At 50.1% G+C, this 17391-nt stretch carries 15 protein-coding genes; 2 read left to right on the forward strand and 13 right to left on the reverse strand.

The window, feature by feature from the left end; all coding sequences use genetic code 11:
- Positions 1–23: 23 nt before the first annotated feature.
- The 7 genes from CF651_RS01240 to CF651_RS01270 all read right to left on the reverse strand — a co-directional run bounded on the left by CF651_RS01240 (position 24) and on the right by CF651_RS01270 (position 8773).
- Entirely contained in the window at positions 24–947 is a 924-nt protein-coding gene (locus tag CF651_RS01240) for an FAD binding domain-containing protein (protein WP_094013021.1), read from the reverse strand.
- Positions 948–998: 51 nt separating this feature from the next.
- The gene (locus tag CF651_RS01245; protein WP_094013022.1) at positions 999–2762 is read right to left on the reverse strand and encodes an adenine deaminase; all 1764 of its coding nucleotides are present in this window, start codon (positions 2760–2762) and stop codon (positions 999–1001) included.
- 161 nt (positions 2763–2923) lie between these two features.
- Complete coding sequence (locus tag CF651_RS01250) at positions 2924–3649, reverse strand: nucleotidyltransferase family protein (RefSeq protein ID WP_094013023.1); 726 nt, start codon at positions 3647–3649, stop codon at positions 2924–2926.
- Positions 3588–4688, reverse strand: coding sequence for an XdhC family protein (locus CF651_RS01255; RefSeq protein WP_094013024.1), 1101 nt, complete (start codon positions 4686–4688; stop codon positions 3588–3590). The genes CF651_RS01250 and CF651_RS01255 overlap by 62 nt, the downstream gene beginning before the upstream one ends.
- 23 nt (positions 4689–4711) lie before the next feature.
- Positions 4712–6289: a PucR family transcriptional regulator gene (locus CF651_RS01260; protein WP_094013025.1), complete on the reverse strand. Its 1578-nt coding sequence runs from the start codon at positions 6287–6289 to the stop codon at positions 4712–4714.
- Positions 6290–6541: 252 nt separating this feature from the next.
- Positions 6542–7318 carry a metal-dependent hydrolase gene (locus CF651_RS01265; protein ID WP_094013026.1) on the reverse strand — a complete coding sequence of 259 codons (777 nt, stop codon included), beginning with the start codon at positions 7316–7318 and terminating at the stop codon, positions 6542–6544.
- A 216-nt stretch (positions 7319–7534) separates the two neighbouring features.
- The gene (locus CF651_RS01270) at positions 7535–8773 is read right to left on the reverse strand and encodes an S-layer homology domain-containing protein (RefSeq protein WP_094013027.1); all 1239 of its coding nucleotides are present in this window, start codon (positions 8771–8773) and stop codon (positions 7535–7537) included.
- A gap of 374 nt (positions 8774–9147) precedes the next feature.
- Here CF651_RS01270 and CF651_RS01275 point away from each other — a divergent pair, with 374 nt between their 5' ends.
- Complete coding sequence (locus tag CF651_RS01275; protein WP_094013028.1) at positions 9148–10182, forward strand: metallophosphoesterase family protein; 1035 nt, start codon at positions 9148–9150, stop codon at positions 10180–10182.
- Between the two features lie 223 nt (positions 10183–10405).
- Here CF651_RS01275 and CF651_RS01280 read toward each other — a convergent pair whose 3' ends face one another.
- Positions 10406–10798 (reverse strand): hypothetical protein, encoded by a 393-nt coding sequence (locus tag CF651_RS01280; protein ID WP_094013485.1) that lies wholly within the window; start codon positions 10796–10798, stop codon positions 10406–10408.
- A 162-nt stretch (positions 10799–10960) separates the two neighbouring features.
- A complete protein-coding gene (locus tag CF651_RS01285) occupies positions 10961–11761 on the reverse strand; it encodes an SDR family oxidoreductase (protein WP_094013029.1) in 801 nt (266 codons plus the stop codon).
- A gap of 195 nt (positions 11762–11956) precedes the next feature.
- Between CF651_RS01285 and udk the strand changes: the two genes are divergently transcribed.
- On the forward strand, positions 11957–12613 hold the full coding sequence (gene udk / locus CF651_RS01290; protein WP_094013030.1) for a uridine kinase: 657 nt from the start codon (positions 11957–11959) through the stop codon (positions 12611–12613).
- Here the strand turns inward: udk and CF651_RS31860 are convergent.
- The 4 genes from CF651_RS31860 to CF651_RS01305 form a co-directional block, all read right to left on the reverse strand.
- Complete coding sequence (locus tag CF651_RS31860; protein ID WP_144028999.1) at positions 12537–12851, reverse strand: hypothetical protein; 315 nt, start codon at positions 12849–12851, stop codon at positions 12537–12539. The genes udk and CF651_RS31860 overlap by 77 nt on opposite strands.
- A gap of 173 nt (positions 12852–13024) precedes the next feature.
- The gene (locus tag CF651_RS01295) at positions 13025–15331 is read right to left on the reverse strand and encodes a thiamine pyrophosphate-dependent enzyme (protein ID WP_094013031.1); all 2307 of its coding nucleotides are present in this window, start codon (positions 15329–15331) and stop codon (positions 13025–13027) included.
- Between the two features lie 65 nt (positions 15332–15396).
- Positions 15397–16404, reverse strand: coding sequence for a 2-oxoacid:acceptor oxidoreductase family protein (locus tag CF651_RS01300; RefSeq protein WP_094013032.1), 1008 nt, complete (start codon positions 16402–16404; stop codon positions 15397–15399).
- A 166-nt stretch (positions 16405–16570) separates the two neighbouring features.
- Positions 16571–17128, reverse strand: a complete 558-nt coding sequence (locus tag CF651_RS01305) for an NUDIX hydrolase (protein ID WP_094013033.1) — start codon at positions 17126–17128, stop codon at positions 16571–16573.
- Between the last annotated feature and the right edge of the window lie 263 nt (positions 17129–17391).

The following is a 17391-nucleotide window of genomic DNA, read 5'->3' on the forward strand; positions in this document are numbered from 1 at the left end:
CTTCCCTCCGTTTCACCGTTTATTCAGCTGGAAGATGATTTCAACAGCTTCCAAAGCTCAGCGACCAGCACATTGGCTGCAGCCAGCTTTCGATAGTCCGAAGAAGCGAAAGCATCGTGTGCGGCCGGCCACTGTGCCTGTATGGAGCTATGAATTTGCCCAAGCAGCTTGCCGCTGAGCGGTTTATCCAGCAGCAGCTGCTCCGCTTCCGTTAACCGGATGACAGGACTTGCTCCTCCGCCAACAGCAAGCCGGATATACTTGAGAGATCCGTTCTTTCGTGGAACATCGCTCATTGCAAGAGCAACGGTAACAACAGAGGCTGTAAAGGCCTCTCGACGCCCTACCTTTACGAATTTCTGAAGCCCCTTCTCTCCATCCAATCCCCATTCCGTTGTATTCAGCATCAGATGACTTAATATTTTTCGTTCCGGCGCCGGATCCTTCTTTTTTTGTTCCAACCAATCGTTCAGGAGCTGCTCTGTCCAGCCGCTCCCCTGATACCAGACAAGAGTCGCATCATTCACAAGCAGCGCAGGGATCGAATCGCCTACCTGTGATAATACATTTCCACCCAGTGTCCCCTGCCTTCTTACCGATGGGGCTGCGATCCTTTTGCATGCCTCCGTCAATGCCGGTGCTTGCCGCTCGATTAAAGCATGCTGCGCACCGTCAGACAATGTCGTCAAGGCCCCGATATGAAGCTCGCTCGCTCCCGCGGTGTAAAGCGCATAAACCCCGCGCATCGAAGCAATGCCTTCAAGACTGATCAAATGACGCGGCATCGGAACCAAGCCGGACTCCCATTGTGTTCGGAGCAGCGTACCTCCCGCTGCGAACCGCCCATCATCACCCAATGCTTGCTTGGCCTCCCACGCTTGCTCCAAATCCGCCGGCTGCCACACCTGAGGAACCGAAGGAAGCTCATATGGATTCGTAGCCATCATTTGTCCCCCCTCCCCTGTGGATGGTTGCCGTGATGCAAGGAATACCGGGCACTAAATCAACACAGGGATAATGGAATGTGATTTCACATCGACCAATCCTTTATCCGTCATCCCCAATTCAGGTACAGTTGGCAAGGAAATGAAAGATAACGTCATAAACGGGGCCGGAAGACGGCACCCCATCGCCCGAACCGCGTCATTCAGATGCTCCATCCGCCCGATCACCTCTTCCGCTCCAAGATCAGTGACCAATCCGCCGATGGGCAGCGGCAGTACGGCCTGAATAACCCCCGAGCTTACAGCCACCAGTCCGCCTTGATGCATTTCAATGGTGCGAACCGCAAGCTCCATATCTTTATCGTTCGTTCCAACCACCACAATGTTATGATGATCATGTGCCACACTGCATGCCAACGCACCATCCTGGATACCGAAGCCTTTGACGAAGGCCACTCCGACGTCTCCCGTCCGGCCGAACCTTTCGACAACCGCCAATTTCAAAATATCCCTGGCTGCGTCAGCGCGTATCTCTCCGTTCGCAGGCTGCAGCGTCTCGACAGAACCAAAATTTACAATCTGGTTCGGATACAGATGTATGACCCTTACTTTGACTGCAGCCGTTTCGCCCGATAACACCTTGAATTGCTCCGCTGAGAAATCAGCTCCAAGCCGTACCGTCTGCCGAAGCCGCTCCGGATACACCGGTCGGGCAACAGGTGCAATCAGCTTGCCTTGCTGTGCAGCAATCGTTCCACGGTAAAATACAACCTCAGGCCGAATCCGCTCCAGCTCTTCAACCAAAATCAAATCTGCCCACTTCCCCGGTGTAATCGAGCCGATTAAATGGTCTAAGCGGAAATGCTTTGCTGTATTCAAGGTTGCCATTTTGATCGCCTTCATCGGCGGAACTCCAAGCTGTACAGCCCTGTTGACCATATAATTCAAATGCCCTTCTCTATGAATGTCATACACGTGCTTGCCGTTTGTGCAAAACATGATCCCGTCGTAAGGCAAGCGCTCCCTCAATAGACCCGTAATTAACGCATCCAGACTCCGTTCTGCGCTGCTCTCCCGTATGAGAACCCCCATTCCGAGACGCAGCCGCATCAGCAGCTCGTCATACTCTACGCATTCATGATCATCTGCCAGACCGGCGCAGGCGCAGACATTCAACTCATCCCACTTCAGCCCAGCCGCTTTTCCATTCACAATTTTACCCAGGCTTTGGGCCATCAGCACCTCATTCAGATGCGTCTCACTCAAATCAAGCGCTTCTGAGGATAAAACCTCCCCCATGCGGACCGAGTAAGACTGTGCCAGCTTACGGACAACTTCCTTCTCCGCCCTCTCATGACCGGCAGCCTCCGGCCAAAAGGTCTTCAGCTCTTCGGGCGGTACTTGCCGCCATAAATTATAGTGCAGCGTCTCGTTTGGGACACTTTGCAGCAAAGCGTCCATACCGGACAGCCCGGTCACGGTATCCATTTCCAGCCCGTGGGCCAATAGCGTCGTCGTCCCCTGCGGCACGATGACCTCAGATAGCGTCTCTGGCGTCAATAATGTCGGTTCTATCGATACATGCGCATCAATGAACCCCGGCAGCACAAATCGGCCTTCACAATCATACTGCCCGATTGCCAATAAACTGTGCTCGTGTCGGATTGCTGCAATACGCCCATTCTTTATATAAAGACAGCCCTCCATGATTTCTTCCGTGTGAAGCATAACGAGTCTCGCATTCAAAAGCACCAGGTCAGCGGGCTTAAGCCCTTTTGCAACCTGTAATTCTTCTATCATTTGTTCAATGCTTCGCATGAGATCACCTCGCAAGCTTCCATACGTTCTTAAGAACTTAACTAAACTATATGCCTGCGTTATATAAGCGTCAATAAACATAACATGAGATTTGTGCAGTATTCTCAAAGAGCAGAACATTCCTTGTGCTTAATGCACTTCAAGCAGCAAATTACCTAATTTTATGACCGTAAACCTGACACAGTCTTAAGAATTTGTTTGATCTCTTCCCAATCCTCCGGTGTGTCTACGTCAAAAAAACGGGCTTGTTCCGGCTCCTCCACAATCACGCCGGAGTACTCCGACCCTACAAGCAGCCGCCTTGCGCCTAGATCCCCCTCCAGCTCCTGAAGCGCATCGAACATATCGTGACCGAACAATAAAGGCGGCTTCGGCTTCCCCCGGTCCCCGGATGCCACATAGGAAGGCCTCACCTCGGCATGCCGGTAGGTAAAAATAAGCCGCTCAATCATTTCCGAATTCACTAGCGGCTGGTCGGCTAAAACAATAACGACGGCTTCCGGTTTGAACCGTAAAGCCGCCGCTATGCCGCATCGGATGGAATACGCCATCCCTCGCTCCGCTTCAGGGCACACAACCCGAAACGCATTTTTATTGAAGCACCCTGCACCGTTTCCATCAGAAGGACATTCCTCTCCTTCCAGCAGAGAGACATCACCGCCCAACCAGTTGCAGCACTCACCCGGCTTGGTTACCGCAATCACAGGACACAAGGAAGTGTTTCTCAACTGCCTCCATGCAAACTCACCTAGACCGACTTCTTTCCGGGCCCATGCCGGGCTTCCCTTCACTGCCGACACCTCTATTTCCACCGTTAGCCCCAGCTTAGCGGACCCCATACGACGGCTTTGTCCTGCGGCCAAATAAATACCGGCTATGACGGTCATTGCCGTACACCCCCTTTAGGATACTGTCGGTCTGCCGAACGGCGGCATGTCTTCGGATTTGAATTAATTCCGCAACGATACTAACGGCTATTTCCTCTGCACCCTGCGCCCCAATGTCAAGCCCGACTGGCGCATGGAGCCAAACCGGAGGCTGTCGTCCATTCAGCAGCTGTGCTGTTCTTGATACCGACCCCAGAATGCCCAAATAAGCCAGAGGTATATCCCAGGCAAGATCCAAAAACTGTTTATCTCTTTGCAGCTGATGGCTCATGATAATGACATAATCGTTCGCGCCGAGGGCAAGCCGAGACACAAGCTCCTCGGGAAAGCCGATGATTCGCGTCACCCGATCTGCATAATCATCAGTTGAACAGACTGCATGCCGCCAATCCGCTACCGTCACGCTAAATCCCGCCCGAAGCGCCCCGTTGGCCACAGGAACCGCATCGGTTCCCGCACCAAAGATAACAAGACGCGGCTTAGCTTCGTACCTGCAGCTCCATAATCTCAGGCCGGCGGCTGGTGTAATGGCGCATGCCCACTCTTCGGCAGAGATGCTGTTGCCATTCGCCCGCCACGAGCCCACAACTTTATCCGTTTGCGCCAATAGCAGCCGATAGGCAGCTACTGCGTCATGAAGCTCCTCTGTCATAACCCTTTCGATGCGAATCCCTAGCCCTGCGTCCAGGCACCTTTTCAACTCCAGCAAGCATGCTTTTAAAGGTCCCTTCACTGGCTCAAGCAATATGCGTAGCAGACCGCCGCATCCGACGGCCTCCCCCCAGGACAAATCCTCCGTCGGACGCATATCGTAATCTACTATTTTCGCACATCCAGCTTCAAGCAGCTGAAGCGCATGCTCTGCCAAGTCGGCTTCCAGGCATCCGGGGCTAAGATGGCCAAGCGAGGTACCGTCATCCCATAGGACCATGGAAACGCCTTGCTTCCGGTAAGCATGGCCCTCCACCTCCACAATGGTAGCCAGCACGGCTGCCCGTTGCTTTTTCACGATGGCCGTTACAATGTCATGCAGCTCCATAGGCCTGCCTCCTCTTGCTGTACTTATCCCATTTGCCGAAACAAGAATACAAGCTTCAGACGGAGCAGATCGTTGACTTTCTTGAAATCGACCTGCAGCATTTCACTGATTTTCTCCAGACGATATGTGGCCGTGTTCCGATGTATAAAGAGCAGCTTCGCCGTCTCATTCACCTGCCCATCGTTCTCTATGAACGTCTCCAGCGTACGCAGCATTTCCTGAGCGTATTCCGGGTCCTTCTCCAACAAAGGCCGCAGCACTTGATCACTGTAAGCCTTCATCCCTGCTGGGGGAACATGCTGGAACAAATAAGCAAATTCGATCGTTTCAAATTTAAGCACCAGCGAATGAATTTCCAGCCGCTCCGCCATTTGCTTCGTTTCGACGCATTCTCGGTAAGCCTCAGCGAGCAGCTGCGGCTTCATTTTCTTCGTGCTGAGGAACAATCTCGGTCCTGCTTCAACCCCGTTACCGGCCATGGAAGAAATGCATTTTTCCAATATCACCTCAAGCTTATGGCCGTTCTGGAACGAATCCGAAGGAAACAGAGAGAAAATCCCCTCTTCCACATAAAAATGGATGACCGGCAGCTCCTTCAAAACCGGATGATACTGGAGCTCTTCCCGAATCTCACGCAGCATTTTCTCGCGACGCCTTGCCTCTGCCAATGGCGAAACCGTAGTCAGTACACATTGATAAGATCCGTTGAATAACTGAATGCCCAGTCCCTCCGCATAATCCGTCAGCGTCTCGATAGGTACGCTGCTGCGCAAATAACGAAGAAACAAGGAGCCTAGATCATTTTGCAGCGAATGCTCCAAATAATCCTTATAAATAAACCCCATATGATAGGAAATGATTTCAGCAGCCTGATGGAAGAGCCCCTCCTCCACCTTCATTAACGCTGCGTCCGTCGGATGAAAAATGGCATAGCCGATACATTCTTCCTTTTGAAATAACGGAATCCGGAAAAAGCGTCCTTCCTCTGTATACACCCACTGATAATGATCCTTCCAGGGCCAATTCCTTAACAAAAGCGGCTCCTCGAGCGGCGTCGAATTGAAAACAATATGTCCGCGGGACCCGATAACGGCCATAGGATAACCGATAATCCCGGCAACTGTATGGAAAAAGCTGTTGACTTGATCAGGCTTCAAAGCAAATTGCATCAGCTTTTTTTGCTTATCCAGCACAGTATGAAGCACCTTGGTGCTGCGCTGCAGCTCCGCTTGAAACAACCCGTTCATTTGATCGGAGAAAGTGAACTGATAGGGAAGCTCAATCAGCGGAAACTTCAGCCGGTTCGCTTCTTCTACAATCGGCTCGGGAATGCGGGTCCAAAACCGACCCAGCTTAATTCCTAATCCGGCACTTCCCCGTTTATCCAGCGTCCGAAGCAGTTGAATGGCTCCCTCCGGGTTATCCTTCATGAGATAAGCGGTTGTGAACAGCATCTCGCCGTCTTTGATCCAATCGGTAATATCAGGCGCATCCATGACGTTCACGGATTTGACGATCCGGGACGTGCCTGTATTCCCCGCAATCAATTTCCCCTCCGATAACGGATAAATCGATAACGCTTGCTCCACGGTTATATGCATGATCGTCATCCTCCCTGTTGAATCCATCCGAACGATATGAATTTATTATATGCCTTCTTCCAAGCGTAAGACAATACTCAATGTCATATTTACTAACATTAATAATGGAAAAATTCATAATTTTGTGCTTTTTCCTTCTTTTATGCTTTAAATTATGTTATTTTTCCTAACATTAAAAAGAGCCCTTTCCCCGATTGTTTGGGTAAGAGCCATTTGAAGGATTTTGTATTTCGGTATGCGGCCAAGGCTTAATTACATTCCCGTCATGCGATCCTTCAGCTGTTGAAGGATGACAAAGGCCGACACTCCCATCGGCTTGACGAATGCGTTCCACATCAACACGAAAGTAATGGTGATGCAGATGCTTTCCACCAGAAACCCGCTGAATTTCCCTGTGCTCATGAGCGGGATTTTCCATTTCCATGAAAAAGGCGGGAACGGCTGTATCCCCTGCTTGGTCAACACATCGCACAATAAATGCAGCGTATAAGATAAACCGCCCGCAAGCCACAGCGGCACAGATAGCATCAGGGAGGCAAAATACAACAACCCTCCCCAAATGGCAGCGCCATAAATCGTATGCGTCAAGCCACGATGCGGCAGCACGGCGCATACCATCAACAGCGCCCCGATGGTAGCCCACCAGGGGCCTGCCTCGAATGTGACCGCTGCATACAGCAGTACACCCCCCAGCAGGATCATCAGCAGCTGCCTGAACAGCCTATGGTTTACGAGACACGCTGCAATCATCAGCCCGCCGGCCATGTAGCTGTATGGTGGATAGAAAGCGGTCAGCCTGGCATACACGATAAGTCCAAGCCCGAGCAGGGCCAGCAAGATTTTTACAATATGGATCAGCTTCTTGGGAAGCGTCTTCTGGAGTAGCAGACTGTTCGGCTCATCGATATCCGGGAGCAAGGAGCCGATAACAGCTGCTGCTGCTGCCGGAAGCGTCACTGGCTGCCCCCACAAGGAAAGGACAGATAAAGTGATACCGGTGCTGACGATTAAATGAGTTCTTCCTGTCATAAGATATGGACTTCCTCCCAATGCTTGGCGCGTTCGCTAAGAACACGGGTATACCCCACTATCATACCACAGGATTCACAATCATGCGAATGTACGTTCTATATCTCATCATGAAGGAACAGGTTTACGAGTGAACAACGGCTTCACGTCCTTCACGACGGCTTGCATTTGTCCGGAAAATGAAAAAAAGGCAGCATCGCAGCTGCCTCAACTTTGCTAAACCTTTTTGTCCAATATGGAAAATACAATCGTCTGTCCGTCATTTTCCACATGAATTTCGACCGAATACGCCCCAACCTGCACAGTCGTATCCTCTACCTTTTGGCCAATGATTACCTGGTTGTATACCTTCATAAACTGTTCATCGAATGCCATGGCGTCATAGGCGAACAAATAATTGGTAAACGTTTTGATGGCTTCAAGGTTTCTTGCAAGCATCCCTTCCTGTACTTTTACCGTAACCCCATACGTCCGGTATTGAGGCTCCAGCCACAAGGCGGCTTCCTCTCCATGTACATCCGTGACCGTCGTTTTGCTTAAATCCTTACTCTTTGCTTCCGCATCTTTATACAGGCGAAGCGTCGTTTCTTCCAGATCATAATTCGTCCCTCTGCGTTTGGCCGCTTCCTGGAGCACATCGTAAGCCTGCAGCATTTTGGCATCAGGGAAAATGAGCTTTTTGTACCCGCCGTCCTGGGTCGGTACGATTTTTTCCAACCCCAGCTGGGCCGAGCCAGTAGTCTGAATCCGCTTATCCTTATGTATGATTCTTTCCAGAATAGCCAGCGACTCCGCCCGTGTCACATCGCGCCCGACACCGAAGTAACCGTTCGGATAGCCTTCCATGATCCCCTTTGTGAATGCCTCAGCTATAAATTTCTGCTCCCGCGGTTTCGCACTCTGTAAATCCCCGATAGAAACAGCCGTCTTTTGGCTGTACTCCTCATCCTCAAGGTATTCCGTTTCTTTGGCCGTGTAATAAATAATTTCAGCTACCTGCTCACGCTTCAGCTTGGCCTTAAAGTCAGGAAACTGACTTTTGTTAATGAATTGCAGGTCACTGGCAATATCGATAAAAGGCTTCGCCCAATAGCCGGTCGTACTGGGCTTAAAGTTGAAGGAGCGGTAATCCTGCTGCAAAATACTTTGGTTCAGCGCGCTTAAAGATTGCACGAAGTCGTTCGTCCACTTCCGCTCTCCGTTCGGGTACTGCTGAGAATAAGATAACAGCAGCATTTTGACAAATTGATCCGCAGTTACCGGCTCATTCGGACGAAACGTACCATCCGGAAATCCGTCCAAAATTCCTTCATCCACTAATCGGGAAATTGTTTTCTCCGCCCAGTGGCCCGAGATATCGCTAAACCGAGCCGAATCGACGGGAATAGCAGATGCGGTGCCGGATAAACCTATCCATAAAGCCAAACTCAAAGAAATCCATTGTACGACTTTCATTCGTCAAACCCTCTCTTTTTTGTTGAATGTCGATTTTTGTTCTAAATTGAACTAATATGTAGGAAGACCTTCTATAGAATAAAGGCAATGAGCAAAAATTGGTAGTGAACTGCAATCCTAAAATAATGGCGTTCTTCAAGTAGAGAACATTAGTTCGAAAGTCGTTTAGTCTGTGAAGAAAGTCACAAAATCGTATGCCTTTCGACCCCATTCTCAACGATGGGCTTCCGGCATCCGACTTTTTTCCTAAGGAACTGATGCCAATTTCTCTATTTGGGCTCATTCACAAAAGTTCCACATTCCCTTAACTTTCCTGTAACAAAGCTGGCTTAAGCTAAATGAATCCTTACTTATCATCTGGAGGTACCCTATTTATGAACACTTGGAGCATCACACTCGCCCTGCTGTTGGGCTTTCTATCCAATCCTTCCGCACCTGCGGCCGTGACAGAGCCGACTCCTGCCCCGACCCCGGCTTACGCCCAACCGGTCGAGCAGCTGCGTTTATCGTTTCCTGTCGTCAGTGACATTCACATTCAAGCCGATGACAAAAATTCACATAACAAGCTGAAAGCCGCACTTCAGGATCTTCAAGAATTACGTCCTCAAGCAGACGCTTTAATCATTAACGGAGACTTAACCGACGGCAAACCCTCCGATTACAAGAAGCTGACGGAATTATTAAATACGTCTCCGCACCCCAGCTTAATCTGGTCTTCGATCGGGAACCATGAGTTTTATAAAGCCTGGTACGATGCCAGAGGCAGGTGGAATCCGGACGGTTTCCCGAACGGTGAAACTGAGAGTGCCTCCATCCATCGCTTTCTCCAGTTTAACGGAGAATCGAGCGTATATTATGACAAGCAGTTGAACGGCTACCATTTTATCTTTCTCGGTTCCGAGCAATATCGCCAGTCCGATCCGAACAACAACGAAGATGCTTATTTGTCCGCCGAACAGCTAAACTGGTTGAAGCAAACCTTGCAGAAGGACGCGGGGAAACCGCAGCCCGTCTTCATTTTCCTGCACCAGCCTCTGCCTGACACCGTGGCAGGGACATCCAATTTCATTAATAACCGTGCCATCGTTCAGCACCAGGAGCTCAAGAAGATTCTGTCTGAATACCCGCAGGCCATCTTTTTTACAGGCCATACGCACTGGGAGCTTAAATCGCCCAACACTTTAGCTAAGGGCGCTTTTACGATGGTCAACACTTCGTCCTTAGAGCAGCCGTGGACAAACGATGCGACCGGTGCAGGACAGCAAGCGAGTCCGTCCGCAAGCGAAGGCTTGGTCGTTGACGTATACAACAACAAGGTCGTCATAAGGGGAAGAGATTTCGAGGCCAAACAATGGGTACCGGAAGCCCAATTTACGGTCCCGGCCGCTGCCCCGCAGACCGCTCCATAATAAAATACATACATTAAGTGTGCCACTCAGGCTAGCTGTGAGGAAGAATCGGCGGCAAGAGCTTACTACTTCGCTTTGTCTTGCAGTATCAGGGGAACATCGCATCTGGCGGTGAATGATTTGTCAATTCAAGGTTTGATAATTATGAGGGTAAGAAGGGCTGCCGTGGGACGGGGCCATCACTGGAGAATAACGGAGCAAATAAGTAGGGACCGAGGAGCCGTCAAATGACAGCACTCAGTCCCCCATATTTGGATATGGCAAGCAGCAAATCGTCGTGTACCGGTAAAATAAACTGAGCGGCGCCCAGCGTAAAAATTCCGCTTCGGTTGTGCAGCGTAGCATTTTGGACATGAATGCGATAATGGCTCATACCGGAAGACATATTTATAATTTCATTGCCGGAGGCACGTTTATTTTGAAAAGTAATCCCTTTGCCTCCTAAAGGTTCAAATGGCATGATACTAATAATATGTTCAAGCTGAATATGATAATTGGCATGAGGCTTTTGGTATACCAATTCCTTGGTTGAGACGGTAATACCGAAGTCACTTTTCTTGTGGGAAATTTTGAGCTCTCCTTCAAGCGACTTTATTTTAATAAATTGATAATTCATGGTTGTTGCCTCCTTCTGCATCATCAAACTGCGGGATGGGAGCTTCATAAATCATGTCCCCTCAGCATACCACAAAATGTTCAGGGTGAGAAACCTCTTGAATTCGATCACCCCCGACAAAAAAAAGGAATCGCACCGCTTCAGCAGCACGATTCCTCCTCCTTAAATAAGCGATTCCACGCCATCAATAAATAATTCGGTTCCCGAAATATGATGGGAGGCATCCGAAGCAAGAAAGGCGATAAGATTGCCCACCTGCTCGGGTTGACCCGGTCCATGCTCCAATGGCTGGCCGCCCTCCGGATATTTCACCGGAATTTCTATCTTTTTGAGCTCCGGTGTTTTGTGCGTGCTCTCATTGATATGCGTTTGGATGGAGCCCGGACAAATCACATTCACTCTGATTTTATAACGCGCCAGCTCCAAAGCGGCCATTTTGGCAAAAGCCACTTGACCGGCCTTCGAGGTGCTGTAAGCCGACATTCCGAAATTGGAAAATACGCGACTTCCATTGATCGAGCTTGTGATAATAATACTCCCGCCCTCTTGCTTCATATGAGGGATCGCATATTTTACAGTAAGAAACGTCCCCTTCAAATTCGTTGATAGAGTGTGATCCCATTCCTCGGGACTCATGTCCTCAATCGGTGCCAACACTCCGTTAATGCCTGCATTGGCAAAGACGATATCAATTTTGCCCCAGCGCTCCATGACGCCTTTCATCGCTTGCTCGACCCGCTTCGGATCCGAGACATCGACATCAGCGATCATCGCTTCGCTCTGGAGTGATTCTATCTCCTGCTTCGCCTTCTCCGTACGCTCATCCTGTAAATCAAGCAAGGCTACTTTAACCCCCTGCTCTGCCAAGACAAGTGCCGCGGCTTTGCCGATACCGGATCCCGCCCCAGTCACAACGGCCACCCGATCCTTGAGCTCGGGGTAAGAGGCTTTGGGCTTGTTCATCAACTGTATACTCACGACTGCACCTCGATTCTTTGCTTCTTTATTTGGCTTCAATGGAAACCCGTGAAGGCCCACGATTATTTTGCCAATAAAACGAAGCAATTATGAGGTCTCGTCTTCACTTCAACTTTATGCTACAATACGGGAATTGACGTTTGAATACGACGCTTTGGGCGTAGGAGGTTCCGGATTTATATGCTTATTATTGGTATCGCAGGAGGAACGGGTTCAGGCAAAACGACCGTCGCCCGCTCCGTCATTGACCAGCTTGGCAGCAACCAAGTCACTTTCATTTCACAGGACAACTATTACCGGAGTCACGATCATCTGGATCTCAAACAAAGGGAATCCATCAATTACGATCATCCCTTGGCCTTCGACAATGAACTCTTGTTGGCCCATTTGAAGCAATTGAAAGAGCAGGAGCGTAAAGTACAGTCACCCACCTATGATTTCTCCACCCATTCCCGTTCGGATAGAACGCTGGAGCTTCTGCCTAACCCCATTGTAATCCTGGAGGGTCTGCATGTGCTCTCCGATGAGATGATCCGCGGCATCCTGGATATTAAAGTGTTCGTTGATACGGATCCGGATGTACGGATTTTACGCCGTGTGCTGAGAGATATTCAAGACCGGGGACGTACGATCGAGTCCGTATATGAGCAATATTTAAATACCGTGAAACCGATGCACGAAGCTTTTATTGAGCCTTCCAAAAAATATGCCGACATCATCATCCCCGAGGGTGGACATAATGAAGTCGGCATTCAGATGCTTACAATTTTGACGGAGAAATATTTGGACCAAGCTCGGCAGCTGCAGTCTGCTTATCCTCATCCCATCGGAGACTAACGCGAGGATCATTCTTCAGCTTTACATTGCATAGCTTCAGCTGATTCTCAGACAGCTCCAGCAGCCCCCATGCTTGCATGTCTTCAATTCCTTGCGACGCTAGAAAGCTGTTGAGCTGCTGTTCCGCCTCTTCCCGTCCTTCCCAGTACTTGGTTCCATAATAGGCCAGCTGGTAGTTGTTGACGAGCATGCAGGTATATATTTGATTCGTTATTTTATGCTTCAATACTAACGGCATCCGTAGGCTCCTCTCTTCACTTAAACCATCAACAGGCACGCCTTACAAGCTCTACTGAAGCGGCTAAGCCCTATTTCATAGAATGGTATTCAAACAGAAAAAGGCACGATCTCAAGCGAGAGGGTGCCTTTTTCCTGTACTTGGATCCTTACAGGTATCGGAACGGGAAATATTTATAGATAAGGACTTTCATGCTTCGCTTTTAGCATATTCCAACGGCGTTCTACTTCCGTCTCGAACATTTTGTACGATTCTTCATATTCCGGCTTCGTCATATGCTTTGTTTTGCCCATCGTTTTGAGCCAATCGGACAGAGGCACCTTCTTGTTCTTCTCTTCCGGATTGTACGTAATGTTCGTCACGCCATGCTCCACCTCATAGAGCGGGAAGAAGCAGGAGTCTACCGCGGCTCCAACGATATTGGAGCCTTGCTCATCCTCGGACAGCCAGTTCAACGGGCAGGCGATCAAAATTTTACCGTACACGAGACCTTCATTTTGTGCATACCACTGGGCTTTAGCCGCTTTACGGACCAAATCCTGCGGGAACGCTTCGGAGCCCGTGAATACATAAGGAATATGCGTCGCTGCCATGATTTGAGCCGTATCCTTATGGTGGAACACCTTACCGCCCTGCTTGGAGCCTACGTTAGAAGTCGAGGTACGGTGACCCATAGGCGTCGAATAGGACAGTTGGGCACCCGTATTCATGTAGCCCTCGTTATCATACTCCAGAATAATCATTTTATGATTCCGGAGCGCCGCACCGATAGCCGGCCCCATACCGATGTCCATACCGCCATCGCCGGTAATCATCACGAACGTGAAGTCATCCTTTAAGTTCAGCTCATCCAGCTCGCCTCTGCGTTTGCGCTCCCAGAACATTTCGACCACCCCGGAAAGCGTAGCCGCACCGTTCTGGAACAGGTTATGAATGTAGGTCGCTTTATGCGCGGAGTACGGATAACCTGTCGTGACTACCATCGCACAGCCGGTGTGGAACAGAGCAACAATGTCGCCTTCAATTCCTTTAAAGAACAGCTCCAGACCGGAGAAAATGCCACAGCCCGGACAAGCGCCGTGTCCCGGTGCAATCCGCTTCGGTTTTTTCGTCAAAGCGCGCAGCGGCGGAATTCTTACATTCAGCTTCCCTGTCTCCTCGTCCGGAGTAACAGTGATGAGCCCGGTTTTCAAATCCTCATATTTCATCGGATTCAATACGCGTTTCGGCGCCTTTGCCGGATCTCCCGCCGTATGACCGTAATAGTCGAAAGGAACCTCGACTTTCCCTTTTTCCACCGCATCGATTGCGAATTGGAACAGGTTATGGCCATCCTCGGCATAAAAATCTTTACCGCCTAAGCCGTAAATCCGGCTGATCACCATCGTGCTGCTGTTGCCATGGGTAAAGAGCGCCGCTTTAATCTCATTGACCATGTTGCCGCCATGCCCGCCGTATGAATCGGCACGATCCCCAACGGTGATGGCTTTCACGTTTTTCAACGCTTCCGCGATTGCTTTCTGAGGGAAGGGCCGAATTAGATTCGGTGCAATCGAACCGGCTTTAATACCCTTGGCTCTCAACTGGTCCACGACATCCTTGATAATCTCGGAGGCGGAGTTCATCAGGAACACGGCAACCTCAGCATCCTCCATACGGTACAGGTCGAGAATCGGATAATCCCGGCCGGTCAGCACCGCATATTCCTTGCGGATCCGGTCAAATACGTGCTCCGCATTATACATCGCCTGCGACTGCTGATAGCAGTTGTTAATATAGTCCGGCTCATTCATATAAGGACCGACGGTAATCGGATGCTCCCGGTCCAGCGTATCGGCAAAGCCGGTCGGCGGTTTTTCGCCAACGAAAGCATGCACATCTTCACGCTTCGCGAACGTTTGAACGCGACGCTTCTGGTGGGAGGTAAAGTAGCCGTCGGAAGCAACCAGAACCGGCAGCCGGACTTCAGGGTCCTCCGCCAGCTTCAATGCCATAATGTTCATATCATACACGGCCTGCGGGTCACGGCACATCACAATAGGCCAGCCCGTATTCAGCGCATAATACAAGTCGGAGTGGTCACCGTGAATATCCAGCGGCCCCGATACGGAACGGCAGACTAGATTCATAACCATCGGGAACCGCGTTCCGGATTGGACTGGCATTTGCTCAAGCATGTAGAGGTAACCGTTTGCGCTGGTTGCATTAAACACACGGCCTCCTGCGGTCGATGCACCGTAGCAGACGCCTGCCGAGCCATGCTCTCCATCCGCCGGAATCAGCTTGATGTCATGCTGGCCGTTCGCTTTCATCAAATCGAGGAACTGCGCCACTTCGGTTGATGGGGAAATCGGAAAATACCCCATGATATGATAATTGATTTGGTGTGCCGCATAGGCAGCCATCTCATTACCGGATTCATATACAATTCGCTGCTCCACAGTCCCCTGGGAAATCTCTTTATTCATCTCGATTGCCAACTGAAATACCACCTTTCGGTAAGCTTGGGTTTGGGATATAAGAGAAAGCGTCCTTTGCTCCTGTGTTAATTCACTGCCAGGTCAAAGCGATGCGGTATCCTATGCTGCTCCGCGTATCCGTCGGTCTCTCTTGCGCTGGACAGCGCCTCCGTAGGGCATGCCTGTACACACTTCAAGCAGCCTTTGCAATATTGATAGTCAATCCCCTGCAAGAACATTTGCGGTCTGCCCTTCTTATCCGCCTGCTCATCCCACACGAAGCAGAAGTCCGGACAGACCGTATCACAGGCTGCACAGTGGATGCACTTGTCATCCTCGAATTGCGGCATCATCCCTGCGCGGGAAATGCTCAAATCCTTCAAAATACTATTGCCCGGATTTGTAATCACACCGCCCATCGGCTGCGTCTCAAAGCCGAGTACCGGCGTATCCTGACGGACAAACGTTGGCATCTGCTCACCTTCAGGGAGTACGAACGTTTGAAACTGAACCTCGTTGTATCCCCTTTCAAATGTATTCAATGCCGGCTGTACGGCTTGCGGATATTTTTTCTCTAACGATTTGCGGATTACATTTTTCATCGTATCGGGATTCAAGAACGGGCATAACCGGAACAAAGCACCCAGCATCGCCATGTTCACGCGGTTTTTCTCTTCCAGAGAAATGCCAATCGCGTCGATGACGGCAATGGTGCCGCCTTTCATTTTGAACTTCTCCTTCAGCTCCTCCGGCGACTTCGTTGAATTCACCAGAACAAGACTGTCCTCATAAATGCCGCTGACCACATTGATCGTTTTGGCCAAGGACTCATGGAAAACCCCTACGACATGCGGACGCTCCACCGGGGACGTGTCCCTGATGTTCGTGTCGATATCACAAAACCGGATATGCGCTTTGACGGCAGAACCTTTCTTTTCCGATCCGTAAGACGAGAAGCTGACCCCATTCAGGCCTGCTCCAACAACACCGGCTTCCGCCAGCATTTTACCGGCAAGATTGGCACCTAATCCCCCAATGGACTCCAGACGAATCTCAAAAAAACCAAGTTCATTTTTTTTCGGTAACGTAACCATTGCACGACTCCTTTCGAGAATAAACTGCAGCTAGGGTAAAGCATGGATTCAAATACTATTTATATTCTGAATAGATCGACAAATTCCTTTATTTCCAAAAATTTTTATTGTAAGCGCTTATAAATATGGCGTGAAACGGGCAGTGCCCGTACCGAATATTGTCGAATTACACTCGAAAAAAGCCGCTGCCATTCGAAGGCGCAATAGGCTCCGGATCCATTTCAAGCCCTGCGCTTTTACCATGAAGCGCTACATCTATCAACCATTGCGTGAACGCGGCCACCTTCATGGACTTCATTTCCTCGACTGAGAAAAACCCCGCCTGATCTACCTCGACCCCATCCGGTGTCGGCTCTCCATCGACGTATTCCATTTCGAAAGCAATGTAAATATTATGAATGCTGCGCGGCTGGTCACGAAGCGCTACAATGCTTTTGACACGGGTGTGAACGCCAGTTTCCTCGAGAACCTCCCTAACAACGGTTTGCTCAATAGGCTCCAGCTGCTCAATATAGCCGCCTGGGTTGGTCCAGTTGCCTTTGCCGGGCTCCTGGGCACGCCGCACGAGTAATATTTTATGATCCTTCATCACTAGAGCGCCGACTCCAACGCTGTAGTTGCCCCAATGAATCGAGCCGCAGCTCGTACATGCTCTACGCTCAACGCCATCCATCACTCGTGTCTCCATCGGATGACCGCACGCAACACAAAAGTTCACCGACATCCTCATCAACCATCCTTTGCTATGTATACGCCTGGGTGAAGCTTGCTGCTTACATCATGGCATTCACCTGTAATGATAGCTCGTTTCCCGGGAACGTGCCACATTTTTTTCCATGAAACCGTGCGAGATGGCTTCGCGCTCCGAAATGCCCTGGACCTCAGGCGGCCCAGTCACATGCATTGATTCACGAGCAGCTGTTGATACGGTTGCTGGTTCTGAACAAAAAAATGGCCCGGGGTTATCTACCGCCCCCAGGGCCTTGT

It is taken from the genome of Paenibacillus rigui (assembly GCF_002234615.1).
GTDB classification, from domain to species: Bacteria; Bacillota; Bacilli; order Paenibacillales; family NBRC-103111; genus Paenibacillus_S; species Paenibacillus_S rigui.

Bases quoted from the DNA above. Each gene is read 5' to 3' on its own strand.
- CF651_RS01240 (WP_094013021.1), bottom strand. From the start codon at position 947: ATGATGGCTACGAATCCATATGAGCTTCCTTCGGTTCCTCAGGTGTGG.
- CF651_RS01245 (WP_094013022.1), bottom strand. From the start codon at position 2,762: ATGCGAAGCATTGAACAAATGATAGAAGAATTACAGGTTGCAAAAGGG.
- CF651_RS01250 (WP_094013023.1), bottom strand. From the start codon at position 3,649: ATGACCGTCATAGCCGGTATTTATTTGGCCGCAGGACAAAGCCGTCGT.
- CF651_RS01255 (WP_094013024.1), bottom strand. From the start codon at position 4,688: ATGGAGCTGCATGACATTGTAACGGCCATCGTGAAAAAGCAACGGGCA.
- CF651_RS01260 (WP_094013025.1), bottom strand. From the start codon at position 6,289: ATGCATATAACCGTGGAGCAAGCGTTATCGATTTATCCGTTATCGGAG.
- CF651_RS01265 (WP_094013026.1), bottom strand. From the start codon at position 7,318: ATGACAGGAAGAACTCATTTAATCGTCAGCACCGGTATCACTTTATCT.
- CF651_RS01270 (WP_094013027.1), bottom strand. From the start codon at position 8,773: ATGAAAGTCGTACAATGGATTTCTTTGAGTTTGGCTTTATGGATAGGT.
- CF651_RS01275 (WP_094013028.1), top strand. From the start codon at position 9,148: ATGAACACTTGGAGCATCACACTCGCCCTGCTGTTGGGCTTTCTATCC.
- CF651_RS01280 (WP_094013485.1), bottom strand. From the start codon at position 10,798: ATGAATTATCAATTTATTAAAATAAAGTCGCTTGAAGGAGAGCTCAAA.
- CF651_RS01285 (WP_094013029.1), bottom strand. From the start codon at position 11,761: ATGAACAAGCCCAAAGCCTCTTACCCCGAGCTCAAGGATCGGGTGGCC.
- udk (WP_094013030.1), top strand. From the start codon at position 11,957: ATGCTTATTATTGGTATCGCAGGAGGAACGGGTTCAGGCAAAACGACC.
- CF651_RS31860 (WP_144028999.1), bottom strand. From the start codon at position 12,851: ATGCCGTTAGTATTGAAGCATAAAATAACGAATCAAATATATACCTGC.
- CF651_RS01300 (WP_094013032.1), bottom strand. From the start codon at position 16,404: ATGGTTACGTTACCGAAAAAAAATGAACTTGGTTTTTTTGAGATTCGT.
- CF651_RS01305 (WP_094013033.1), bottom strand. From the start codon at position 17,128: ATGTCGGTGAACTTTTGTGTTGCGTGCGGTCATCCGATGGAGACACGA.